The organism is Micromonospora aurantiaca ATCC 27029, from assembly GCF_000145235.1.
GTDB lineage: Bacteria > Actinomycetota > Actinomycetes > Mycobacteriales > Micromonosporaceae > Micromonospora > Micromonospora aurantiaca.
This window is the reverse complement of record NC_014391.1, coordinates 6,397,435-6,420,792: the sequence shown is the minus strand read 5'-3', so window position 1 is coordinate 6,420,792 and position 23,358 is coordinate 6,397,435. Positions and strand designations below refer to the sequence as shown.

The window sequence follows — 23,358 nt, the reverse complement described above, 5'->3', positions numbered from 1 at the left end:
TCAGGCCGGGCGGCGCATCTGCAGCTCGTGCAGACCGGCGATCCGGGGGTGCGGCACGCGTACGCCGGTGTCCACGAAGCCCAGCTTCTGATAGGCCCGGTAGGCGCGGTCGTTGCCGACCACCACCTCCATCATCAGCTCGGGCCGTCCGCAGGCGCGCGACCAGGCCGCCACCTCGTCGACGAGCGCCGCCAGCAGGCCGCTGCCCCGCCGGGCCGGCGTCACGTAGACCGCGTAGACGAGCGTCAGGCCCGGCTCGTCCGGCGCGGCGATGCCGCCGGCGTGGCCGACCAGACGGCCGCCCGGGTCGGCCACGAACTGCGCGGTGTGGTCGCCCCGGGAGACGGCCGCGACCCGGGCCGCGAACTCCGCGTGCGGCCGGGCGGCGGCCTCGGCCACCGTCTCCAGGAAGGCCAGCGGGGAGTCGGCCAGCATCTCCAGCCGGAGCGCCCGCATCCGGCCGGCGTCCTCCGGCCGGACCCGGCGGACGGTGGTCGTGGTGCTCACGCTGGTCATGCCGCATGCATACCGGACGGTCCGCGGCGGGTGTGCGACAGGCCCGGGTACGCCCCGGAATATGCCCGATTTGTGGTCGTGCGCCGTCGTCACGCCTCGTGTAGCGTGCGATTTCGGTCACCGAATTCAGCGTCGCCGATCGCTGGACCGGTGCGCCACCGGTGCCGGTCCGCCGGTTTCCGGGTGTTGGAACGCCGCGCAGAGTGAGGAAGTGCACCGTGGCACAGGGCACCGTGAAGTGGTTCAACGCCGAAAAGGGCTACGGCTTCATCGCCGTCGACGGCGGGCAGGACGTCTTCGTCCACTTCTCCGCGATCGAGATGGACGGCTACAAGGCGCTCGACGACGGCCAGCGCGTCGAGTTCGAGATCGCGCAGGGGCAGAAGGGTCCGCAGGCCGAGCGGGTCCGCGTCATCGCCTGACCTGCGGCGGGCGGTGCTCCCGCGACCGGACCCCGGCCCGGGGGCTGCGTTGCGGCCGACCACCATGGAAGATCATGAGCCGTTCCAGCCGTAGTCGCTGAGGAGGGCCCATGTCCGATCTGCCCCCGTCGGGTTCCACCGAGCCGGCGGCGTCCGGCCCTCCGGCCGACCCGACCGCGCCCCCGCCGCCCGCCGCCGAGCCGGCACCGGGACCGCCGGGGACCACCGGAGGGGCCACGCCCGCCTCCGGCGCGTCCGGCGCCGACCCGTGGGCCGGTCACACCGGCCCCGTGCCGATCGTCCCGGCCGAGCAGGGGTACGACACCCCGCAGCCCGGCGGCCCGGTCCCGGCCAACCCGCCCGGATGGACCGCGCCGGATGACACCTCACCCGGCCACACCTCGCAGGGCTGGACCGCGCCGCCGGGCACTCCTCCGCACGGTTGGAACGCGCCGGGCACTCCTCCGCACGGTTGGAACGCGCCGGGCACTCCTCCGCACGGTTGGAACGCGCCGCCGGGCACCCCGCCGCCGGGCTTGGGTGGTCCGGTGTACCCGGGCTATCCGATGCCCGGTGCGGCCTACCCGGTCCCCGGTGCGGCGTACCCGGTGCCGGCCGGTCCCGGGGCGTACGTCGGCTGGTTCCCGGGCATCGACCCGCAGGATCCGCTCGTCAACCCGCCGCACGCGGGCATCGGTCCCTGGTTCGCCCGCTGTACCGCCGCGCTGCGGCGCGGCTGGCGCCAACTGCTGCCCATCGTGCTGCTCACCCAGGTCGTCCCGGCGGCGGTGATCGGCGTCCTCACGCTCGTCTTCAGCCCCGAGGGCGAGATGGCGACCGCCCCGGACGGTGCGCCGGTGCTGCCGGCCGGCTTCTGGGGGCAGATGTTCGCCTTCTACGGCGTGCTCCTGTCCGCCGGGCTGGTGTTCGGCCTGCTCCAGGCGGCGGGCTGGGCCGCCGGCACCTGGGTGGTCGCCCGCCAGGCGGCCGGCGAACCGACCGGACTCGGCGCCGCCTTCCGGTACGGGCTGCGCCGTGCCCTCGGCCTGTGGGGCTGGACGCTCCTGGTCTCGCTGCTGGTCATGATCGGCAGTTGCTTCTGCCTGCTGCCCGGCCTCTACGCCGCGTTCGCGCTGGCCCTGTTCGGTCCGGTCTACCTGTTCGAGCGGCGGGAGCCGATCGGGCGGGCGTGGCGGATGTTCCACAGCCGGTTCGGCATGGTGCTGGGCCGGGTCGCGCTGGTGATGGCTGTCCTCCTCGCGGCGACGGTGCTGGACGCGGTCGTGGGCGGGATCAGCGGGGCGGTGTTCGGCGTGGAGCCGATGAAGGCCGTCGGCACCGCGATCGGCGCCGTGGCGCTCGCCGTGTTCGGCGCCCTGCTGGCTGCCCCGGCCTACCTGGCGCAGCAGGTCGGGCTGGTCGTCACGTACGCCGAACAGCGGGCTCAGGAAGGCCCGGTGAACGCGGCCCGGCTGGCGGCGGAACTCGGCTGAGCGGGGCTGTCGTGCTTGCACTCGGCTAGGGAGAGTGCTAAACAAGTCATTGGCACTCGCGTACGGTGAGTGCCAGAAGGTCGGGGCGGTAGGGCCACGGCCGCGCCGGTGTCCGAAGGGGCGCCGGAGCGGTACGAGGCCGGTCGTCGCGGGCTGTCCGGCCCGACCGAGGAGACGTCGTCGTCGCCAGGTGGCGACGTCCCCAAGGTGCGTACACCAGACGGCCCATCCGGGCATCCGGGTGGCCCGTGAGTGTCCAGGAGGACAACGCCGTATGGCCAAGATGATCGCGTTCGACGAAGAGGCGCGCCGCGGCCTCGAGCGGGGCATGAACCAGCTCGCCGACGCCGTGAAGGTGACCCTCGGCCCCAAGGGCCGCAACGTCGTGCTCGAGAAGAAGTGGGGTGCTCCCACCATCACCAACGATGGTGTGAGCATCGCCAAGGAGATCGAGCTCGAGGACCCGTACGAGAAGATCGGCGCCGAGCTGGTCAAGGAGGTCGCGAAGAAGACCGACGACGTCGCCGGTGACGGCACGACGACGGCGACCGTCCTGGCCCAGGCCCTGGTCCGTGAGGGTCTGCGCAACGTGGCCGCCGGCGCCAACCCGATGGCCCTGAAGCGGGGCATCGAGGCCGCCGTGGCCAGCGTCTCGGAGGAGCTGCTCAAGCTCGCCAAGGACGTGGAGACCAAGGAGCAGATCGCTTCCACCGCCTCCATCTCCGCCGCCGACCCCAGCGTCGGCGAGATCATCGCCGAGGCGATGGACAAGGTGGGCAAGGAAGGTGTCATCACCGTCGAGGAGAGCAACACCTTCGGCCTGGAGCTCGAGCTCACCGAGGGCATGCGCTTCGACAAGGGCTACATCTCCGCCTACTTCATGACCGACCCGGAGCGTATGGAGGCCGTCTTCGACGACCCGTACATCCTGATCGTCAACAGCAAGATCTCGTCGGTGAAGGACCTGCTCCCGATCCTGGAGAAGGTCATGCAGTCGGGCAAGCCGCTGCTGATCATCGCCGAGGACCTGGAGGGCGAGGCCCTCGCCACCCTGGTGGTCAACAAGGTCCGTGGCACCTTCAAGTCGGTCGCCGTCAAGGCGCCGGGCTTCGGTGACCGCCGCAAGGCCATGCTGACCGACATCGCCATCCTCACCGGTGGCCAGGTCATCAGCGAGGAGGTCGGCCTCAAGCTGGACGCGACCGGCCTCGAGATGCTGGGCCGCGCCCGCAAGGTCGTGGTGACCAAGGACGAGACCACCATCGTCGACGGTGCCGGCGACGCCGAGCAGATCCAGGGCCGGGTGAACCAGATCCGGGCCGAGATCGACAAGAGCGACTCCGACTACGACCGGGAGAAGCTGCAGGAGCGTCTGGCCAAGCTGGCCGGCGGTGTTGCGGTGATCAAGGTCGGCGCGGCCACCGAGGTCGAGCTGAAGGAGCGCAAGCACCGCATCGAGGACGCCGTCCGCAACGCGAAGGCCGCCGTCGAGGAGGGCATCGTCCCGGGTGGTGGCGTCGCGCTGGTGCAGGCCGGCAAGACCGCCTTCGACAAGCTGGACCTGGCCGGCGACGAGGCGACCGGCGCGCAGATCGTCAAGATCGCGCTGGACGCCCCGCTGCGGCAGATCGCCGTCAACGCCGGTATGGAGGGTGGCGTCGTCGTCGAGCGGGTCCGCAACCTCGACCCGGGTCACGGCCTCAACGCCGCGACCGGCGAGTACGTGGACCTGCTGGCCGCGGGCATCATCGACCCGGCCAAGGTGACGCGTTCCGCGCTGCAGAACGCCGCCTCGATCGCCGCGCTGTTCCTCACCACCGAGGCCGTCGTGGCGGACAAGCCGGAGAAGACCCCGGCCGCCCCGGCGGGCCCGGGTGGCGGGGAGATGGACTTCTGAGTCCAGCTCCACCCAGTACGCCGAAGGGGGCGGGCCGCGTCAGCGGTCCGCCCCCTTTCCGCGTATCCGGCTCAGGTGGGCAGCCGGCGCTGGTTGCGCCGCTTGTGCGCCCTGTCGTACGGCGGTGGCGGCCGCCTCGGCTCGTCCACCGGCTGCCGTGGCTCCTCCACCGGTGGTGCGTCTGCGCCGGTCAGCTCGGCGAGCTGCTCGGCGTCGCCGACGTCGAGCCGGTCGAACGGGAGCTGGCCGGGAAGCTCGTCGGCCGGGCGCCGGGCCGCCGCCGGATCCTCGGCCCGTTCGTCATTCGTGGTCATGCACCGCCTCCTCTGCTCCGACCGTAGAGCCCGGTCGATGGCGAAGGAGGCTGAATGGCACTATTGACGTCTATGCCCCTTTGATGGCTTTCCGGTAGAGGAAGAACACCCGCTCGATCCGGGCGCCCGCCGCGTTCGAGTAGAACGGCACCGGCCCCACCCAGCCGATCTGCGCCGCGGTGATCCCGGCCGCCGCCTGGTCGCGCAGGCACCGGCGCAGCAGCACGCCGCCGATCCCGGAGCCCTCCGCCGCCGGTGCGGTGCCCATCGGCCCGAACCAGCTCGGCCGCGCCGAACCGTACGCGGCGAACCCGAGGATCTCGCCGTCCCGCTCGGCCAGGTGCACACCCGCGTCCGGCCGCCCCACCGAACCGGCCAGCTCACCGTCCCAGGCGCCGCCGAACGTGGACCTGGCGAACGCGGCGAGCGCCGGCAGGTCGTCGGAGGCGGCACGGCGTACCGTCACGCCCCGCCCGGCCAGCCGCTGCTCGGCGGCCTCGGTGGGGCGCAGCGCCGCCGACCCCTCGGACAGCTCGGCGGTCATGTTCCAGGCGGTACGGTCCTGCCGGTAGCCGAGCCGCTGCGCGGCGCAGACCGCCGGGGTGTAGCGCACGTCGACGCCCGGCCAGGCGTAGTGCGGCGGGTTGCCGGCGAGCAGCACCTCGGCCGCGCCGAGCGCGCCGAGCCGGCTCTCCGCCTCGGTCAGCAGCGCCCCGCCCACGCCCTGGCGGCGCTCAGTGGGCGCGACAGCGACCAGGTCGACGTGGCCGAGGCGCGGATCGGCCGCCGACAGCGACCCGACGAGTACGCCGACCAGCGCGCCGTCGCGTACCGCACCGAGGCGCAGCACCGGACGGTCGGCTGCGGCCCGCTCCGCCACGGTGACCACCACGGCTGACGCCTCGGCCGCGTCCTCCGGCAGATCGAACGACAGCCGGCACAGCTCGACCACCTCGGGCAGCCGGTCCCGGCCCAGCTCGATGATCTCCACGTCCATGGACGCCGACCCTAGGGCATCGGCAGACCAATGGACAGGGTTGTTAACCGGTCGCCACCGACCGGGCCGCGCGGACCGCCGCGTACGCGTCCACCAGCCCGGCGCCGGAGACGTCCTGCGGTCCACCGCAGGTGTCCGCCCCGGCGGGCTGGGTGACCGGCTGCGCGGTGTCGCGCAGGATCGCCCGGGTCCGCTCCAGGTCTCCGACCAGCGCCGGGTTCGCCGACCACATCAGCGCCACCACGCCCGCGACCTGCGGCGTGGCCATCGAGGTGCCGTCCAGGGTGGCGTACCCGCCGCCCGGCATCGCGGACAGCACCGCGGCGCCCGGGGCGACCAGGTCCGGCTTGGCCCGACCGTCCGGCGCCGGACCGCGGCTGGAGAACTCGGTGACGCGCCGCTGCCGGTCCACCGCCCCGACGGTCAGCACGTCCGGGTACGGCGCGGGCGCATCGTTGATCGAGCCGCACGACGGGCCGGTGTTCCCGGCCGCGGCCACCACCAGGATGCCGGCCGCGGTCAGCGCGGCGGTCGCCGGTCGCAGCGCCCCCGGGTCGCACCCCTCCACCGGCGGGCAGCCCCACGAGTTGGTGAGCACGTCCGGGGCGCGTGAGGGACGGCCGTCGGTGAGCGGGTTCCCGCCCTCGGGGAACGGGGCCAGCATGAACTGGAGGCAGTCGAGGTAGCGGGCCGGGCTGCCCATGTTGCGCTCCAGGTTGACGCAGCCGACCCAGCTCGCACCCGGCGCCACGCCGATCCCGTCCCGGCCCACCGCGCTGCCGAGCGTGTGCGTCCCGTGGCCACCCCGGTCGGCCGGGGCGCGGCGGCCCTCCCACGGGTCGTACCACGAGTCGTCGCCGCCCCGGAAGCCGCCCGCGAGCGCCGGGTGCCGGCCGTCCACCCCGGAGTCTGAGCTGCCGACCACCACGCCGGACCCGGTGACGCCCAGGTCCGACCAGACCCGGTCCGCGCCGATCAGCGAGACGTTCCAGGCCGGGCCGGCCGGCGCCGGGGCGTCGCCGCGCGCCTGCGGGGCGAGCGCGGGCAGCGGGCGCAGCCGCTGGCTCACCAGCACCCGGGCCACCTCGGGACGACTCGACAACCAGGCCCGCACCGCCGGCCCGCCGTCCGTCTCGATCGCGTTCACCAGGTAGTACGGCGTCGGGTTCAGCCGCATCCCGGCCAGCGTGCGGCGCAGGTCGCCCTGCGTGCTGTCGGCTGTGGCCACCAGCCGCCGGTAGACCTCGGTCGCCCGGACGTCCCGTCCGGCCCGGCCCGGCGTCCCGGCCGGCAGGCCGGTCAGGTCGGCCTGCTCGCGCAGCACCACGAGCAGCCGCTCGCCGTACAGTCCCGGCCGGCCGGGGACCACGTACACCACGGCGACGGCGGCGAGCAGCGCGGCGGCGACCAGCGCGGCCGGACCGCGCCGGGGCGCGCGGGTGCGGGACCGGGCGAGCAGCACGCCGTACCCGACTGCGAGCAGGCCCGCGACGGCGAACGCCACGCCGGTGCCCACCGCGACCCAGAACGGCGCGTCGCGGGTGGCGGACAGCAGGAGGCTGATCTCCTCCGGGTCGGTGAACGCGAGCGGCCCCAGCAGGGCGAGCCCGACCAGCCGGCGCACCGGCGCGGGCCCGGCCGGACGACCCGCGTGGCGGGCCGCCGCCTCCAGCGCGGCCAGCACGAAACCGAGCGGCGGCAGCAGCACCAGCGCCGGCAACTGCACGCCCGACTGCCCGGCGCCGGCCGCGAGCGGCGTCAATGCGACCCCCGCGACCAGACCGCCGACGAGCACCAGCCGGACCGGACCCGGCCCGAACGCGGCCCAGAAACCGGCGCCGAGCAGTGCCCCGGCGAGCGCGCCCAGCGCGGCGGCGGCCAGGCCGGCCAGCAGCGTCTCCAGCGCTCCGCCGAGCGCGCCCACCCAGGCCCACGGCAGGAGTACGGCCAGCCCGGCCGCGATCGCCAGCAGCGACACCGACCCGAACCGGCCCTCCGGGGTCGCGTCCACCACCACCGGTGGCCGGACCCGGCCGAGACGGACGGCGACGAGCGCGAGCGCCGCGGCGGTCACCGCGAGCGCGGCCAGGTACGCCTCGTGGTGCACCGGCGGCACCGTCCGCAGCAGCGTGGTCGCGCCGAGCGCGACCACGGCGGCGGTCCAGGCCCGGCCGGTCGCCCGCAGCGCGGGGGAGCGGGGCGCGAGCGCGAGCGCCAGCGCCGGGGCGCCGGCCAGCAGCACCGTGGCCACCGCGACCACCGGCCAGGCCGCCACCGGCCGGTCCGCGCCGATGACCAGCGCCACCTGGTCGACCAGCCAGCCGGTGATCTGGCCCGGCACGGTGACCAGCACGATCCACACCCCGGTCGCCACCGCCGCCACGACCGGCCACGGACCGGTCTCGCGCGGTGGCGGCGGTACGGGGGCGAGCGGCGGACCGGTCAGCATGGTCATCACGGTACGGCCGGGCCGTGTCGCCGCGCGCCCGGGACGGTTACCGTTGACTGGTGCGTGACCCGAGTGTGTCCCGATCCACGGCCGGCCGGCTGTCCGCCGAGCGCCGCGCCGACGACCTGCGCCGCCTCCGGGCCGAGCGGTTCGACGTGCTGGTCATCGGCGGTGGCGTCACCGGAGCGGGCGCCGCGCTCGACGCCGCCTCCCGAGGGCTGAAGGTCGCCCTGGTGGAGGCGCGCGACTACGCCGCCGGCACGTCCAGCCGGTCCAGCAAGCTGATCCACGGCGGCCTGCGCTACCTGGAGCAGCTGGAGTTCCACCTGGTCCACGAGGCGCTGACCGAGCGCGGTCTGCTCGCCACCCGGCTCGCGCCGCACCTGGTCCGGCCGGTGCCGATCCTGGTGCCGTTGCCCGCCGAGGGCGGCGCGGGCGACCTGCCCCGGCGGTTCTTCCGCCGCTCCTACTACGGCCTCGGCGTGGCCGCGTACGACGCGTTCGCCGGGATCTTCGGCGGCGGCCGCGGCATGCCGCTGCACCGGCACCTCACCCGCGAGGGCACCCGCCGGATCTTCCCCAGCCTCCGGCCGGACAAGCTGGCCGGCGCGATCCGCTACTACGACGGCCAGGTCGACGACGCCCGCCTGGTGGTGACGCTGGCGCGTACCGCGGCGAGCCTCGGCGCGACTGTGGTGACGAGCGCCCGCGCGGTCGGCCTGACCCGGCAGGCCCGGGAGGTCACCGGCGTGCGGGTCCGCGACCTGGAGGCGCCCGCCGGTTCGCCGGACGCCGAGTTCGAGGTACGCGCCCGCACCGTGATCGCCGCCACCGGCGTGTGGAGCGACGACATGTCGCGGATGCTCAACGACGTCGGGCTGCGCCCGAAGCTGCGGGTCCGCGCCTCCAAGGGGGTGCACCTCGTGGTGCCCCGCTCGGCGATCGTCGGCGAGACCGGCCTGATCCTGCGTACCGCGACGAGCGTGCTGTTCGTGATCCCCTGGGGCGGGCACTGGATCATCGGCACCACCGACACGGACTGGCAACTCGACAGGTCCCACCCGGCCGCGACCGCCAGCGACATCGACTACCTGCTGTCGCAGGTCAACATGGTGCTGGACCGGCCGCTGACCACCGCCGACATCGAGGGCGTCTACGCCGGGCTGCGCCCGCTGCTGGCCGGCGAGGCGGACTCCACCTCCAAGCTGTCCCGCGAGCACGCCGTGGTGGAGCCGATGCTCGGCCTGCTGCTGGTCGCGGGCGGGAAGTACACCACCTACCGGGTGATGGCCTCCGACGTGGTCGACCGCGCGATGCACCGGCTCGGCCGGACCCGCTCCTCGCGTACCGCCGACCTGCCGCTGCTCGGCGCCGACGGGTACGCCGCCATGTGGCGGGACCGGGCCGACCTGGCCCGCCGGCACGGGGTGGCGGTCGGCGTGGTCGAGCACCTGCTGGAGCGCTACGGCACCCTCACGCTCGACCTGCTCGCCCTGGTCGACGCCGACCCGCTGCTCGGCTCGCCGCTCGCGGGCGCACCGGAATACCTGGCCGCCGAGGTGACGTACGCCGCCCGTGCTGAGGGCGCGCTGCACCTGGAGGACGTGCTCACCCGGCGTACCCGGATCTCGATCGAGACCAGCCACCGCGGCCTGGAGTCGGCGGAGCACGCCGCGGAGCTGATGGGTGCGGTGCTCGGCTGGGACGCGGCGACCCGGGACCGGGAGGTCGCCCACTACCGGGCGCGGGTGCTGGCCGAGCGGGAGTCGCAGCTCATGCCGGACGACATCGCTGCCGACGCGGCCCGCCTCGGCGCGCCCGACGTCCGCGGATTCGCGGCCGACCGGGGGACCGACGGTCCGGGCGTTGAACTTCCGGCCTCCCCCAGGTAGGGGATCCCCTACCCGGGCCGCTCGGCCGGTAGTGCGCGCTACCTACGGAAGTGTAGGTTTCCCCGCGTGGTTCGCCCATCCTGGTCGCGCGTCCCCGCTCTGTCCGCCGTCGTCCTGCTGGCGGCCGCTCTGACCGGCTGCTCCTTCGGACGGGCCGAGGGCGCCACCGCACCCGGGGCGGCGGGCACGGCCGGCCCGACACCGGACGGCAGACGCGTCTCCCTGGTGCAGCGGCTCGGCGACGGCCCGGTCCGCAACCTCGACGTGGACCCGTCCGGCCGCTGGCAGTGCCGCGACTGCGCCGGTGACGGCGTGGACGCCACCGGCACGCTCAGCCTGGAGCAGACCACGCGGCTCCAGCGGATGCTCGCGGACCCGGCGATCGCGAAGGAGACCGACCAGGCCCGCAGCTACAAGCAGGGCTGCATCGGAGTGCTGACGTCGACGCTGCTCGTGCCGCCGGACCTGACAGTCACCATCCAGGACTGCCCGGGCGAGCCGAAGCCGAAGGTGGCCTACGACGTGCTGCTGCTCGTCACCCAGGCCACGCCGGCCGAGGACAAGGGCTAGAAGACCTTGCCGGGGTTGAGCAGGCCGGCCGGGTCCAGCGCCGCCTTGATCGCCTGGTGCACGCGTACGCCCACCGGCCCGATCTCGCGGGCCAGCCAGTCCCGCTTGAGCAGCCCGACGCCGTGCTCCCCGGTGCAGGTGCCGCCCAGTTCCAGCCCCAGCCGCATGATCTCGTCGAAGGCCCGCCGTCCCCGGGCCAGGCTCGCCGGATCGGCCCGGTCGACCACGATGTTCGGGTGCATGTTGCCGTCGCCCGCGTGACCGACCACCCCGATCGGCACCCGGCACGCCTCGGCGATCCGGGCCACCCCGTCGAGCAGCTCCGCGAGCCGGCCGCGCGGCACCGCCACGTCGTCGATGACCAGGCCGCCGTTGCCGCCCGGGAACGTCTCCGCCGCGAACCGCTCCATCGCCGGATGGGCCAGCCGCCGCGCCTGGAGCAGGGCCGCCGCCTCGGTCGCGTCGGTGGCCGCGTAGACCTCGTCGGCACCCGCCGCCGTGCACACCTCGGCCAGCCGGGCCAGGTCGTCGGCGGCACGCGGGCCGGTGTCCACCGCCGCGAGCAGCAGCGCCTCGGCATCGGTGCGCAGACCCATCGGCCGGTACGCCTCGATCGCCCGCAGATGCGTCCGGTCCAGCAGTTCCAGCAGGCTCGGGGTGAGTCCCCGCTCGGCGATCCCGGCGACCGCGCCACCTGCCGTCGCCACAGTGGGAAAGACCGCGACCAGGGTCAGTGACTCCTCCGGGGCCGGGCGCAACGCCACAGTCACCTCGGTGATCACGCCGAGCGTGCCCTCCGAGCCGACGAAGAGGCGGGTCAGGTCGTACCCGGCGACCCCCTTGGCGGTACGCCGCCCGGTCCGCAGCACCTCGCCGGAGGCGAGCACCACCTCCAGGCCCAGCACGTACTCACTGGTCACGCCGTACTTCACGCAGCACATGCCACCGGCGTTCGTGGCCACGTTGCCGCCGATGGTGGACGACTCCCACGAGCCGGGGTCCGGCGGATACCAGAGGCCGTGCTCCCGTACCGCACGGGCGAGCGCCGCGTTCACCACGCCCGGCTGCACCACGGCGATCCGGCCGACCGGGTCGATCTCCCGCACCGCGTCCATCGCCACGGTGCTCACCACCACCGCGCCGGCGACCGCGTTCGCCGCGCCGGCCAGCCCGGTCCGCGCACCCTGCGGCACCACCGGTACGCCGTGCCGCCCGGCCGCCCGGACCACAGCCACCACCTCATCCGTGCCGCGGGGGCGCACCACCGCCAGCGGGGTACCCGAGTCGCACAGGTCGGCCTCGTCGCGCTCGTGCCCGGCCAGCAGATCCGGGTCGGTCAGCACGGCGGCGTCGCCGAGCGCGGCCCGCAGGTCGTCGAGGAGGGGATGGGCGGCCATGCCGGGAAGGCTACCGGCGTACCGTCTGTTGCCGTGCTCTACCTGGACCCGCCCGCCGTGCCCTGGCGCGGCCGGCTCTGGTCGCACCTGATCAGCGACGTCTCGTACGCCGAACTGCACGCGTTCGCCGAGATGCTCGGCGCGCCCCGGCGGGGCTTCGACCGCGACCACTACGACGTGCCGGCCGAGCGGTTCCGGGCGGCGGTCTGGCTGGGTGCCACGGTCGTGCCGTCGCGGGAGATCGTCCGCCTGCTGCGGGACTCCGGTCTGCGCCGCCCGAAGCACCGCGTCTCAGGTGAGCGCGGCCAGCTCCCGGGACAGGTTGGCCCGGGCCGGGGCCTCCCAGCGGGTGTGCGGCTCGGGTAGGCGGTAGAGCGCCGGCAGGGCGAGCAGGTGCCGCAGCACCGCGGCCCGGCCGGTGCGGAAGTCCGGATCGGGCACGTGCGCGTACTCGGCGCGGATCGCCGCGGCATACCTGTCGTAGCGCGCCGGAGGGGCGGCGAGCACCGCCAGGTCCGCGTCGCACAGCAGCGCGCCGTCCGGGTCGTCCGGCCCGACCGCGTGGCCGACGGTGAGCAGCACCAGGCGGCGTACCCCGGTCACTGTCGCGGCCGGGAGCCCGGCGGCGGCCAGCAGCTCGCCGGCCAGGTCGGCGCTGGCCCGCTCGTTGGCGTCGCCCGCCGCGCGCGGGTCGTAGACGGCGTCGTGGCACCACGCCGCCAGCCGGACCAGGTCGGGGTCGCGGGCCAGATCGGCGTACGCGTCGACCACGTCGAGCACCGCCCGCAGGTGCTCCTCGTCGTGGTAGCGCCGGTGCGGCTCCCGCCAGCCCGCCAGCAGCCGGGCACCGGCCCGGTCGGCTCCCGCCGGATCGGTCGCGCCCGCCGCCAGTACCGTCGCCCGCCACCGTGCCGTCAGTTCGTCCATCGGGTGCAGTCTGCCCCAGTCCGGCCCGGTCGGAGGGATTCAGCCGGGGCGGTACGGGTAGTACCGGCCATGGCCCGGGAAGGACGACTGCGGTTCCTGCGTCGTGGCAACCTGCGTGAAGGGCTGGCGGACCGTGACGGGCAGCGGATCGCCTCCGCGATGGAGGAACTGCGGCACCGGGGCAAGGCGACGCTGCACGACCGGCTGCACCGGGTCCGTACCGCGTTCGGCCTCGCCGTGCAGGCCGGGCTCGCCGCCGGCCTGGCGTACCTGATCTCGCACCGGCTGCTGAAGAACCCGCAGCCGGTCTTCGCCCCGATCTCCGCTGTCGGAACGCTCGCCGCCTCGGTGGGGCAGCGGTTCCGGCGCACCGTCGAGCTGATCGTCGGGGTCGCGGTGGGCGTGCTCGTCGGCGACGCGCTCATCTACTTCGTCGGTACCGGCGCCTGGCAGCTCGCGCTCGTGGTGACCTCGGCGATCCTGCTGAGCATCTTCGCCGGGGCGAGCGTGGCCATCGTGATCCAGGCCGCGGCCACCGCGGTGCTGATCGTGACGCTCAGCCCGTCCACCGAGAACCTGGAGTTCCCCCGTTTCATCGACGCGTTGCTCGGTGGCGGCATCGCGCTGCTGGTCACCGCCATCCTGCTGCCGCTCAACCCGCTACGGGTGATCAACCGGGCCGCCCGGCCCGCGCTGGACCTGCTCGCCGGCCAGCTCGACGCCTGCGCCGACGCGGTGCGCAGCCGGGACCGGGACGCGGCCCAGCAGGCGCTGTTCCGGCTGCGGGAGAACAAGGAGGAACTGGCCGCCCTCTCCGAGGCGATCGAGGGCGCGAAGGAGACCAGCACGCTGTCCCCGGCCCGCTGGCACCGGCGCAGCGAGCTGACCCACTACGCCGAGGCGGCCGACCCGATCGACCGGGCCATGCGCAACACCGGCACGCTGATCCGCCGCGCGGTCACCATGATCGAGGACTCCGAACCGGTCCCCGAGCCGATGCCGGACGCGATCGGTCACCTGGCCGAGTCGGTGCGCCTGCTCCGCCAGGAGTTCGCCGCCGGGCAGGAGCCGCAGGAGGCTCGCGAGCGGTCGCTGCGCGCGGTGAGCGAGGCCGGGCGGGCGTACGCCGAGGGGGTCGGCTTCTCCGGCAGCGTGGTGATCGCCCAGGTGCGTACCACGGCGAGCGACCTGATGGTGGCCTCCGGGATCGAACAGGAGGAGGCGAACCGGCTGGTGCGGCAGGCGTTCGGCGAGAACCGCCAGGGCGAACCCGCAGCCCGGAACCCCGCCGCTCATCCCCCCACAGCCCCACCCGTCGGCTGACCCCCGCCCGGTCGCGCTCCCGCCCTGGCTCCCGCGCTCCCGCCCCGGCGCCCTGCCGCGTTGATCAAGGAGTTACCGGACTCCGAGGAGATCAACCAGTGCACAAACTCCTTGATCACCGCTCGAGGTGCGGTGGGGAGAGGGCTAGGGGAGGTGGGTCAGGGCCGTCAGGAGGGTGTCTACCTCCGGCTCTGTGGTGCCCAGGCCGAGGCTGGCGCGCAGGGCGGTCGGGGGCAGGTCGGTGCGGCCGGTACGGGCGGCGGCCTCGGCCAGCAGACGCCGGGTCAGCGGGTGCGCGCAGAACAGGCCGTCGCGTACCCCGATCCGGTGCCGGCTCGCCAGGTGGGCGGCCACCTCGGCGGAGTCCCGTCCGGCGACCACGAAGCTGACGATGCCCACCCGCGGCGCTTCGGGGGAGAACATGCGCAGCTCCACCACGTCCGGCAGCGCGGCCAGGCCGGTACGCAGACGGGCCAGCAGCGCCTGTTCCCGGGCGTGCAGCGCGTCCCGGTCGGCCGCGCCGAGCGCCTCGCAGACAGCGGCGAGCGCCACCGCACCCAGCAGGTTCGGGGTGCCGGCCTCGTGCCGGGCCGGGCCGGTCGTCCAGCGCACCTCGTGCGTAGCGGCGCCGACGTGGCTGGTGGCGCCGCCTCCGGCCAGGTACGGCGGGGCCGCGTCCAGCCAGTCCGCGCGCCCGGCCAGCACGCCCGCGCCGAACGGGGCGTACAGCTTGTGCCCGGACAGGGCCACATAGTCCACGTCCAGCGCGGCCAGATCGACCGGGGCGTGCGGGGCGAGCTGCGCGGCGTCGACCAGGATGCGGGCGCCGTGCCGGTGCGCCACCCGAGCCAGCTCGGCGACCGGCCAGCACTCGCCGGTGACGTTGCCGGCGCCGGTGACCGCGACCAGCACGGGCAGGCCGGGCCGGGCGTCGCGGGCGAGTTCGCCGAGCGCCGCCGCGAGGGACCGGACCGCTCCGGCCGGGCTGTCCGGGACCGGCAGCCGTACCGAGCCGCGCGGCCAGGGCAGCAGGTTGGCGTGGTGCTCGGCGCCGAACGTGATCACGGTGGTGCCGGCGGGCAGCGCCCGGGCCAGCAGGTTCAGCGCGTCGGTGGTGTTCCGGGTGAAGATCACGTGGTCGTTGGGGCGGGCGCCGAGGAAGTCGCCGACCGTCTGCCGGGCCCGCTCGTACGCCAGCGTGCAGCGTCGCGACAGCGCGCCCGCGCCGCGGTGCACGCTCGCGTACCAGGGAAGAAGCCCGGCCACCGCGTCGGCAGCGGCCCGCGCGCACGGCGCGCTGGCGGCGTGGTCCAGGTTGATCTCCCCGGGTACGCCGAGCACGCCGAGCGGGTCGGGCCGGACCGGCGCGGGCAGCACGGGCAGCGAGGGTACGAGGGTGACGGTCATGCCGGAGCCTCCCGGGTCACAGGACCCCAGGTGGTGCCGGGACGGGGTCCGCGCTTGCCCGGCGCGCGGAGCGGCACCGGGCCCGGTCATCACCCGGGGCACCCCACCGCGAACCTCGACGAGGGTTGCCGGCCAGCAAGCCGGGGCTTGACGCTGGCGCTCGTGACCTGTCCGGGAGCATAGCCCTCACGATGCGACCGGACCAGTGGGTCGCAGGTGACTACGCTGACCGCATGGCCGACACCCCGCCCGGCGCAGCCCCGCCGCCACCGCATGCGCCCGCCGCCCCGCCGGGGGCGCCGACGCCCCGGATGCCGCTGCGCCGGCTCGGCTGGCGGCGCTTCCTGGTGCTGGCCGGTGTGGTGCTGCTGATCGCGGCCGGTGCGCTGTTCATGGTGTTCACGCTCGGCGAGAGCCTGGGCGCCGAGGCGCTGCTGATCGGCGTGATCGCGGCGATCCTGCCGGTGCCGGTGCTGGTCTTCTGCTTCCTCTGGCTCGACCGTTACGAGCCGGAGCCGCTGAAGTATCTGATCTTCTGCTTCGCCTGGGGCGCCTTCGTCTCCACCGCGATCTCGCTGCTGGTGAACACGGCCAGCGCGGGGCTGTTCGAGGACCGAGGGCTGCCGGTCGCGCTGACCGCGGTGCTGGTCGCGCCGTTCATCGAGGAGCTGACCAAGGCGGCCGGTCCGCTCCTGGTGCTGATCTTCCGGCGGCGGGAGTTCTCCGGGATCACCGACGGCCTGGTCTACTGCGGGCTCTCCGCGGTCGGCTTCGCCATGGTGGAGAACATCCTCTACCTGGGCGGGCACGGCTACCGCGCCGGCGCCGACGAGTACGGCCCGGCCACCGGCGCGCAGCAGGTGATCGCGATCTTCATCGTCCGGATCCTGCTGTTCGGCTTCGCCCACCCGCTGTTCACGTCGATGACCGGCGTCGGGCTGGGCGTCGCCGCGCGTACCGCCGACCGGCGCGTGCGGGTGCTCGCGCCGCTCGCCGGGCTGCTGCTGGCGATGATCCTGCACGGCACCTGGAACCTGCTGCCCTCGCTGGCTCAGGCCACCGGGGAGGTGGTGATCGTGCTCTACGGCTACATCGGCGTGATGGTGCCGATCTTCTTCGCGATGGTCGGGCTGGCGGTCTGGCTGCGCGCCTGGGAGGGCCGGCTGACCGAGCGCACGCTGCCCGACTACGTCCGTGCGGGCTGGCTCACCCCGCCCGAGGTGGCGGCGCTGGGCAGCCTGGGCCGGCGGCACGCGGCGCGCACCTGGGCACGGCGGGTCGCCGGTGACGGCGGGGTACGCGCGATGCGCGGCTACCAGTTCGCCGCGACCCGCCTGGCGCTGCTGCGCGACGGGATGCGCCGGGGACTGGACCGCAAGCCGGAGGAGCGGGAGCGGACGGCACGGGAGGAACGGGAGCTGCTGGACGCGATCACCGCGTACCGGTCGTTCTTCGTCGGTCGCGACCCGCAGGCGCCGGTCGGGGTCTGGGACGGTCAGCGCTACCACCTGCGGTTCCCGGACGGTTCGCAGCGCCCGGTCGAGGCGCCGGACGACCCGGTGGTGCCGATCCCGGTGGTGCTGGCCCAGCCGCCCGCATTCCCGCAGGGCGGCTACGGTCCGGGCGGCTGGCACGGCGGCCCGGGCGGTCACGGCCCGGCCGGCTGGCACGGCGGCCCGGGTGCCGGGCACGGACCGGGCGGCTGGCACGACCCCGGCGCGCCCTGGCACCCCGGGCGCTGAGGCCGGCCGGCTAGTCGGGGGCGCCGGTCAGCTCATCAGGCCGGTCAGGAAGTCGCCGAGCCCCTGGGCGATGGCCATCAGCGCGCCGCCGATGCCCTTGAACACCTGCGCCGCGCCGTCCGGCCGGAACGCCATGAAGTAGATCAGGAACGCGAGGAATCCCCAGGCGAGGATCTTTTTGATCACTACCGGCATGGTGTCCCTCCCCAGGGCGCGCTGAGGTGCCTGGGCTTCCCGCCGGGCAGCGCCGCAAACAGCACCGCCGCAGAGCGACCGGCACCGGAGCGCGGCAACAGGTAAGGACCTACAGGTAGAGACCGGTGGAGCCGGCGGCGGTGCTCTCCACCCGCTCGGCCGCCACGGCGTGCACGTCCCGCTCGCGCAGCAGCACGTACGCCCGTCCGTGCAGCTCGACCTCGGAGCGGTCGTCCGGGTCGAACAGCACCCGGTCACCGGCCACTATCGCGCGGACGTTCGGCCCCACGCCGACCGCCGTGGCCCAGGCCAGCCGCTTGCCCACGGCTGCCGTCGCGGGGATCACGATGCCGGCGGTGGAGCGGCGTTCCCCCTCCGCACCCTCGGTACGCACCAGCACGCGGTCGTGCAGCAGGCGGATCGGCAGCCCGGCGTCGAGACTCTGGTCGGCGGTCACGCGAAGACGCTACCGCGTGCCCGTCGGTCGATCCCGGCGTGGTTGGCGAGAGCGCCGGGCGGGCAATGTGTGGCCGAGTCGCCCTAGGGTGGGGCGTACGGACGTATCCTGTGCCCCCTGCGACCTGGTGGGGCTGATTTTGCCGGAGGTGCGCTTGAGCCGCTTCGAGCGGATGCGCGGACGGCTCCGCCGCGCGTACGAGTCGGGCCGGGAGGCGGCCCGGACCCGGCGGGCCGCCGCGGACACCGGGGACGCCGGGGACGCCGGAGTGGCCTCGCCCGCCGCGCCGGGGCCACCCGCCGCGCCGGAGGCGGTGGTCGTGGGCGCGGCGTCGCCGGCGGCGTTGCACTCCTCGACTGTGAGCCGGGACGACACGGAGGTGCCGCACGCGCTGCGCATCGCCGCCGCGTGGTGCTGGCGCCTGATCGTGATCGGCATCGTGACCTGGGCCCTGCTCAGGATCGTCGGCACCATCAGCATCGTGATCATCCCGTTGACCGTCGCGCTGCTGCTCTCCGCGCTGCTCGCCCCGGCGGTCGGCTGGCTGCTCCGGGCCCGGCTGCCCCGCTCGCTGGCGACAGCAGTGGTGCTGGTCGGCGGCCTGGCTGCTGTCGTCGGCACGCTCACGCTCGTGGTCAACGAGTTCATCAAGGGCGTACCGGAGCTGAGCCAGAAGTCCTCCGAGGGCGTACGCCAGATCCAGGACTGGTTCAAGACCGGCCCGCTGCACCTGTCCGACAGCCAGCTCAACCGCTACATCGACGAGGCGCAGAACTGGATCAACGGCAACACCGAGCGGTTCACCAGCGGTGCGATAAGCACCGCCGCCACGCTCGCCGAGGTGCTCACCGGCACCGTCCTGGTCCTGTTCGCCACGTTCTTCTTCCTGCGCGACGGCAACAACATCTGGCGGTTCCTGGTCCGGCTGCTGCCGGTGGCCGCCCGCTGGAAGGTCGACGACGCCGGTCGCGCGTCCTGGGCGACGCTCGGCGCGTACGTGCGGGCCACCGTCCTCGTGGCGTTCATCGACGCGGTCGGCATCGGCATCTTCCTGGTGCTGTTCGACATCCCGTTCGCGTTCCCGCTGGCCGCGCTGGTCTTCCTGGGCGCGTTCATCCCGATCGTCGGCGCGTTCCTGTCCGGCGTGGTGGCCGTGCTGGTGGCGCTCGTCGACAGCGGCCCGGTGACCGCCCTGATCATCCTGGGCGCGGTGATCGGCGTGCAGCAGGTCGAGGGCCACGTGCTCCAGCCGCTGATCATGGGCCGCGCGGTGGCCATCCACCCGCTCGCCGTGATCATCGGCATCGCCGCCGGTGTGGTGCTCGCCGGCATCGCCGGCGCGCTGGTCGCGGTGCCGCTGATCGCCGTCCTCAACACCGCGGTGCGCCGGCTCGCCGCGCGTACCGTGCCGGACACCCCACCGGACGCGGTGGTGGTCGCCTCCCAGGCGCCCTGACCCGGCAAGACCTGCCGACGCCCGCGTCACCCCGCCCGGGGAGGCGCGGGCGTCAGCTCTTGGCGAGCCGTTCCAACGCGCCCCGGGCCACCTCCGGCCGGGTGGTGTACCAGAACGGCGGCAGCGACCGGCGCAGGAACGGGCCGTACCCGCGTGCCGTCTCCAGCCGCGAGTCGAGCACCGCCACCACGCCCCGGTCGCCGGTGGCCCGGATCAGCCGGCCGACACCCTGGGCCAGCCGGACCGCCGCGATCGGCACGCTCACCGCCGCGAAACCGGACCCGCCACCGGCGTCCACAGCCGCCGCCCGCGCCGCCGCGAGCGGCTCGTCCGGACGGGGGAACGGCAACCTGTCGATCACCACGAGCTGGCAGGCGTCGCCCGGCACGTCCACCCCCTGCCAGAGCGACATCACCCCGAACAGGCAGCTCTCCCGCACCTCGCGGAACCGGCGCACCAGCAGCGGCAGCGCCTCCTCGCCCTGGAGCAGCACCGGCAGGTCGGTCCGCGCGCGGACCAGCTCCGCGGCCTGCTGCGCGGCCCGTCGCGACGAGAAGAGCCCGAGGGTACGACCACCGAGCGCCTCGACCAGCGCCAGCAGCTCCTCACCTGCCGGTCCGGGCAACCCGGAGACGCTGGGGCGGGGCAGATGCGCGGCGACGTACAGGATGCCCTGCCGGGCGTAGTCGAACGGCGAGCCGACGTCGAGCGAACTCCAGCCCGGCCCTTCGGTCGCGGGGACGGTGCCGACCGACGCGCGGCTGCCCTCGGCGGCGGCCACCGGCGTGACCGGGGAACGGCCCGCGGCGGCGGCGGTGGCGATCGCGGCGGCGGCCGGTGACGGCGGGGCGGGCGGAGGCGCGTCCAGCCCCAGCGCCCGGGCCACGGTGTCGAAGCGGCCGCCCAGCGCCAGTGTCGCCGAGGTGGCGACCACAGTGCGCTCGTCGTACAGGTGGGTGGCGAGCGTGCCCGCCACCGACAGCGGCGCCACGACGAGCGCCCGGCGGCTGCCGTTGTCCGGCTTCTCGACCCAGGCGACGTCGTGGTCGGCCTCCTCCAGCAGCCGCTGGGCGGTGGTGGACAGCTCGTCCAGCACGGCCTTGGCCTGCTGCTTGCGTACCGGATCGGGGTCGTCGGCCTTCACGTCGCCGATCCCCTCCAGCGCGGCCCGGGTCGCCGAGTCCAGCAAGGTGCACGCCTCGCGCAGCGCGGGCGGCAGACCGGCGGTGAGCCGCCCGGCCGGCGCCTCGGCCAGCCCCACCGCGAGCGCGTCACCGGCCTCGGTGAGCCGTTCGGCCACGTCGGGGCGCAGCAGCGGCCGCGCCCGCCGGGTGGACCTGTCGATCAGCTCCGGCACCAGCTCCGCCTGGGCGGCCGACGAGACCCGGTCGGCCAGTTCGTGCGCCTCGTCCACCACGAGCAGCCTGTGCGGCGGCACGATGTGCCGCCCGGCGAGCATGTCGACGGCGAGCAGGCTGTGGTTGGTGACCACGATGTCGGCCTCGCGGGCGCGCGCCCGGGACGCCTCCGCGAAGCACTCCTGCCCGAACGGGCAGCGGCTGGCGCCCACGCACTCCCGGGCCGGCATGGAGACGCTGCGCCACACCTGGTCGTCCACGCCCGGATCCAGCTCGTCGCGGTCGCCGGTGGCGGTCTCCTCGGCCCAGTCGCGCAGCCGCTGCACCTGCTTGCCCAGCCGGCCCGCCTCACCGAGCCACTTGGTGCCGCCGTTGCCGGAGTGCGGCGCGTCGAACAGCGCGTCGTCCGGCTCGTCCTCGACCGAGCTGTCCAGCCGGGCCAGGCACAGGTAGTGGTGACGCCCCTTCAGCACGGCGAAGGTCGGGCGGCGGCCCAGCACCGGCTCGACCGCGTCGGCCAGCCTCGGCAGGTCGTGCTCGACGAGCTGGGACTGCAACGCCAGTGTGGCGGTGGAGACCACCACCGGCCCGTCCACTGTGAGCGCCGGAGCGAGGTACGCCAGGGACTTGCCGGTGCCGGTCCCGGCCTGCACCAGCAGATGCTCGCCGGAGGCGATGCTGCGCTCGATCGCCTCGGCCATCTGCTGCTGACCCGGCCGGGCCGCGCCACCCGGAACCGCGCCCACCGCGGCGGTCAGCAACTCCCCGGCACCGGCGCGGCCCTTGCGGCGCTTCTTCGGGACGGCCGGGCCGGTGGCGGTGCGGGACGGGGTCACCGTGCGACCGTACCCGCCGGCACCGACGGGGGTCCGGCCGCTCCGACGGCGTGGCGGGACGGCGGGTCGCGTCCGGTTACCTCCCGATCGCGTGGCGTGGCCGGAATCGGTTAGGGTGCCAGGCATGCCGAGCGATGTGGTCCGCGTGATCTACCGCAAGTACGACGGCAGCGCACACCGCGACTACCCGGCCCGCCGGCTCGCCGAGGACGATCTCGGCGTCTGGCTCGGCGTGCCCGCCGGCACCGAGTCCGTCTACCACGGCCGCCCGTCGGTCGAGCAGATCCCGTTCGTCCTGCTGGTGCCGCACCACGGGTGGTGGACCGGCATGTTCAACCCGCCGCCGCGCACCAGCGAGGTCTACTGCGACATCGCCACCCCGGCCCGCTGGGAGGGTGAGGAGACGGTCCACCTGATCGACCTCGACCTGGACGTGGTGCGCCGCCGTGAGACCGGCCTGGTCGAGCTGCGCGACGAGGACGAGTTCGCCGTGCACCGGGCCCGCTGGGGCTACCCGGACGACGTGGTCACCGAGGCCGAGGCCGCGTCCCGCTGGCTGCTCGGCGCGCTCGGTGACGGCACCGAGCCGTTCGCCACGTCGTACCGGAAATGGCTCGCACTGGTGGTCTGAGCCGGCTCACCAGCGCGGCGGCCAGGCGGCGTCCGGCCCCAGCGGCGGCAGCTCGCCGACCTTGGCCGGGTTGAGCTGGTTGAACACGCCGGTGACCCGCCCCTCGTGGATCGCGAACGAGGTGACCATCCGAATGGTTCGCCCGTCCCGGTGGAAGAACTCCGTCTGCCATCCCAGCGTGCCGTCCACCAGCACCGGGCGTCCGCGCAGGCCACCCCGCTGCCGGGCCTGGCCGTAGAGGCCGAGCAGCAGGCGGCCGACCGACTCCACACCGACCACCGGCCGGCGACCGGCCGGGAAGTGGCCGCCGGCGTCGCCGATCGACACCACGTCCGGGGCGAGCACGCGGACCAGCTGCTCCAGCTCACCCGACTCCACCGCAGCGGCGAACGCGGCGAGCACCCGCCGCTGCTCGGCCAGGTCGGCGCTGTGCCGGGGCGCGTCCGGCCCGTGCACCGCCCGGCGGGCGCGCGACGCCAGCTGACGGGCCGCCTCCGGTGTCACCGCGAGCACGTCCGCCACGTCGGAGAACGGCACCGCGAACACGTCGTGCAGCACGAACGCCACCCGCTGCTCCGGCGTCAGCCGTTCCAGCACCACCAGCAGCGCGGTGCCGAGCTGGTCGGCCCGTACCGCCCGCTCGGCCGGGTCGGGCGCGAACCCGTCCGCCGCCGGCGCCGCTGTCACCATCGGCTCGGGGAGCCACTGACCCGGGTACGCCTCCCGGCGCACCCGGGCGGAGCGGAGCACGTCCAGGCAGATCCGGGAACAGGTGGTGATGAGCCAGCCCCGCAGATCGCGTACGCGGGCGCGCTCCCCCGGGTCGCTCAGCGCGCCGGAGAAGCGAAGCCAGGTCTCCTGCACCGCGTCCTCGGCCTCGCTGCGGCTGCCCAGCATCCGTTGCGCGACCGCCAGGAGACGCCCTCGTTCCGCCTCGAACTCCCCCGCAAGCTCGTCCACCCCCTCATTCTCCCGCCCCACCGCCCGTCACGGCACCCGCCCACCCTCGCCGGCACCCCGCCCACCCTCGCCGATCTTGCACTTGCCGCCCCGGCAAACGGTGCTTTCCGGGCGTACCA

The 23,358-nt window shown here is 74.7% G+C and carries 21 protein-coding genes and 1 riboswitch; of the genes, 10 read left to right on the top strand and 11 right to left on the bottom strand.

Going from position 1 to position 23,358, the window contains the following annotated elements; translation table 11 throughout:
• Positions 1-516 carry a GNAT family N-acetyltransferase gene (locus MICAU_RS28700; RefSeq protein WP_013288856.1) on the bottom strand — a complete coding sequence of 172 codons (516 nt, stop codon included), beginning with the start codon at positions 514-516 and terminating at the stop codon, positions 1-3.
• A gap of 218 nt (positions 517-734) precedes the next feature.
• Here MICAU_RS28700 and MICAU_RS28695 point away from each other — a divergent pair, with 218 nt between their 5' ends.
• From MICAU_RS28695 to groL, 3 genes are all read left to right on the top strand, one after another.
• Entirely contained in the window at positions 735-938 is a 204-nt protein-coding gene (locus MICAU_RS28695; RefSeq protein ID WP_013288855.1) for a cold-shock protein, read from the top strand.
• A gap of 110 nt (positions 939-1,048) precedes the next feature.
• Positions 1,049-2,431 carry a hypothetical protein gene (locus MICAU_RS28690; RefSeq protein WP_013288854.1) on the top strand — a complete coding sequence of 461 codons (1,383 nt, stop codon included), beginning with the start codon at positions 1,049-1,051 and terminating at the stop codon, positions 2,429-2,431.
• A gap of 274 nt (positions 2,432-2,705) precedes the next feature.
• Positions 2,706-4,328: a chaperonin GroEL gene (groL, locus tag MICAU_RS28685; RefSeq protein ID WP_013288853.1), complete on the top strand. Its 1,623-nt coding sequence runs from the start codon at positions 2,706-2,708 to the stop codon at positions 4,326-4,328.
• A 71-nt stretch (positions 4,329-4,399) separates the two neighbouring features.
• Here groL and MICAU_RS28680 read toward each other — a convergent pair whose 3' ends face one another.
• The 3 genes from MICAU_RS28680 to MICAU_RS28670 all read right to left on the bottom strand — a co-directional run bounded on the left by MICAU_RS28680 (position 4,400) and on the right by MICAU_RS28670 (position 8,094).
• Positions 4,400-4,642, bottom strand: coding sequence for a hypothetical protein (locus MICAU_RS28680; RefSeq protein WP_013288852.1), 243 nt, complete (start codon positions 4,640-4,642; stop codon positions 4,400-4,402).
• Between the two features lie 70 nt (positions 4,643-4,712).
• Positions 4,713-5,639 (bottom strand): GNAT family N-acetyltransferase, encoded by a 927-nt coding sequence (locus MICAU_RS28675; RefSeq protein ID WP_013288851.1) that lies wholly within the window; start codon positions 5,637-5,639, stop codon positions 4,713-4,715.
• 43 nt (positions 5,640-5,682) lie between these two features.
• Positions 5,683-8,094, bottom strand: coding sequence for a S8 family serine peptidase (locus MICAU_RS28670; RefSeq protein WP_013288850.1), 2,412 nt, complete (start codon positions 8,092-8,094; stop codon positions 5,683-5,685).
• 68 nt (positions 8,095-8,162) lie between these two features.
• On the opposite strand from MICAU_RS28670, the gene MICAU_RS28665 reads away from it, so the two are divergent.
• Together MICAU_RS28665 and MICAU_RS28660 are read left to right on the top strand one after the other, a co-directional pair.
• Positions 8,163-9,980: a glycerol-3-phosphate dehydrogenase/oxidase gene (locus MICAU_RS28665; RefSeq protein WP_041799128.1), complete on the top strand. Its 1,818-nt coding sequence runs from the start codon at positions 8,163-8,165 to the stop codon at positions 9,978-9,980.
• Between the two features lie 66 nt (positions 9,981-10,046).
• The gene (locus tag MICAU_RS28660) at positions 10,047-10,550 is read left to right on the top strand and encodes a hypothetical protein (protein ID WP_013288848.1); all 504 of its coding nucleotides are present in this window, start codon (positions 10,047-10,049) and stop codon (positions 10,548-10,550) included.
• Here the strand turns inward: MICAU_RS28660 and MICAU_RS28655 are convergent.
• On the bottom strand, positions 10,547-11,947 hold the full coding sequence (locus tag MICAU_RS28655; protein ID WP_013288847.1) for an FAD-binding oxidoreductase: 1,401 nt from the start codon (positions 11,945-11,947) through the stop codon (positions 10,547-10,549). The genes MICAU_RS28660 and MICAU_RS28655 overlap by 4 nt on opposite strands.
• A 33-nt stretch (positions 11,948-11,980) precedes the next feature.
• Here MICAU_RS28655 and MICAU_RS28650 point away from each other — a divergent pair, with 33 nt between their 5' ends.
• Positions 11,981-12,313 (top strand): DUF4031 domain-containing protein, encoded by a 333-nt coding sequence (locus MICAU_RS28650; RefSeq protein WP_013288846.1) that lies wholly within the window; start codon positions 11,981-11,983, stop codon positions 12,311-12,313.
• Here the strand turns inward: MICAU_RS28650 and MICAU_RS28645 are convergent.
• Positions 12,239-12,874 (bottom strand): HD domain-containing protein, encoded by a 636-nt coding sequence (locus MICAU_RS28645; RefSeq protein WP_013288845.1) that lies wholly within the window; start codon positions 12,872-12,874, stop codon positions 12,239-12,241. The two genes, MICAU_RS28650 and MICAU_RS28645, sit on opposite strands and share 75 nt — an antisense overlap.
• Before the next feature lie 69 nt (positions 12,875-12,943).
• On the opposite strand from MICAU_RS28645, the gene MICAU_RS28640 reads away from it, so the two are divergent.
• Positions 12,944-14,197: an FUSC family protein gene (locus tag MICAU_RS28640; protein ID WP_013288844.1), complete on the top strand. Its 1,254-nt coding sequence runs from the start codon at positions 12,944-12,946 to the stop codon at positions 14,195-14,197.
• Between the two features lie 144 nt (positions 14,198-14,341).
• Here MICAU_RS28640 and MICAU_RS28635 read toward each other — a convergent pair whose 3' ends face one another.
• Positions 14,342-15,604, bottom strand: coding sequence for an aminotransferase class V-fold PLP-dependent enzyme (locus tag MICAU_RS28635; protein ID WP_013288843.1), 1,263 nt, complete (start codon positions 15,602-15,604; stop codon positions 14,342-14,344).
• 45 nt (positions 15,605-15,649) lie between these two features.
• Positions 15,650-15,772: riboswitch (SAM riboswitch) on the bottom strand.
• Between the two features lie 23 nt (positions 15,773-15,795).
• On the opposite strand from MICAU_RS28635, the gene MICAU_RS28630 reads away from it, so the two are divergent.
• Positions 15,796-17,346 (top strand): PrsW family intramembrane metalloprotease, encoded by a 1,551-nt coding sequence (locus MICAU_RS28630; RefSeq protein WP_030272133.1) that lies wholly within the window; start codon positions 15,796-15,798, stop codon positions 17,344-17,346.
• Between the two features lie 27 nt (positions 17,347-17,373).
• Here the strand turns inward: MICAU_RS28630 and MICAU_RS32795 are convergent, their stop codons facing one another.
• Positions 17,374-17,532 carry a hypothetical protein gene (locus MICAU_RS32795; protein WP_162881441.1) on the bottom strand — a complete coding sequence of 53 codons (159 nt, stop codon included), beginning with the start codon at positions 17,530-17,532 and terminating at the stop codon, positions 17,374-17,376.
• A 118-nt stretch (positions 17,533-17,650) separates the two neighbouring features.
• Positions 17,651-17,998 carry a GroES family chaperonin gene (locus tag MICAU_RS28625; protein WP_013288840.1) on the bottom strand — a complete coding sequence of 116 codons (348 nt, stop codon included), beginning with the start codon at positions 17,996-17,998 and terminating at the stop codon, positions 17,651-17,653.
• Positions 17,999-18,170: 172 nt separating this feature from the next.
• On the opposite strand from MICAU_RS28625, the gene MICAU_RS28620 reads away from it, so the two are divergent.
• Positions 18,171-19,454: an AI-2E family transporter gene (locus MICAU_RS28620; protein WP_041799127.1), complete on the top strand. Its 1,284-nt coding sequence runs from the start codon at positions 18,171-18,173 to the stop codon at positions 19,452-19,454.
• Between the two features lie 52 nt (positions 19,455-19,506).
• Here the strand turns inward: MICAU_RS28620 and MICAU_RS28615 are convergent, their stop codons facing one another.
• A complete protein-coding gene (locus MICAU_RS28615; protein ID WP_013288838.1) occupies positions 19,507-21,648 on the bottom strand; it encodes an ATP-dependent DNA helicase in 2,142 nt (713 codons plus the stop codon).
• Between the two features lie 124 nt (positions 21,649-21,772).
• Here MICAU_RS28615 and MICAU_RS28610 point away from each other — a divergent pair, with 124 nt between their 5' ends.
• A complete protein-coding gene (locus MICAU_RS28610; protein WP_013288837.1) occupies positions 21,773-22,279 on the top strand; it encodes a DUF402 domain-containing protein in 507 nt (168 codons plus the stop codon).
• 6 nt (positions 22,280-22,285) lie between these two features.
• Here the strand turns inward: MICAU_RS28610 and sigJ are convergent, their stop codons facing one another.
• Positions 22,286-23,239 (bottom strand): RNA polymerase sigma factor SigJ, encoded by a 954-nt coding sequence (sigJ, locus tag MICAU_RS28605; RefSeq protein ID WP_013288836.1) that lies wholly within the window; start codon positions 23,237-23,239, stop codon positions 22,286-22,288.
• Positions 23,240-23,358: the final 119 nt, after the last annotated feature.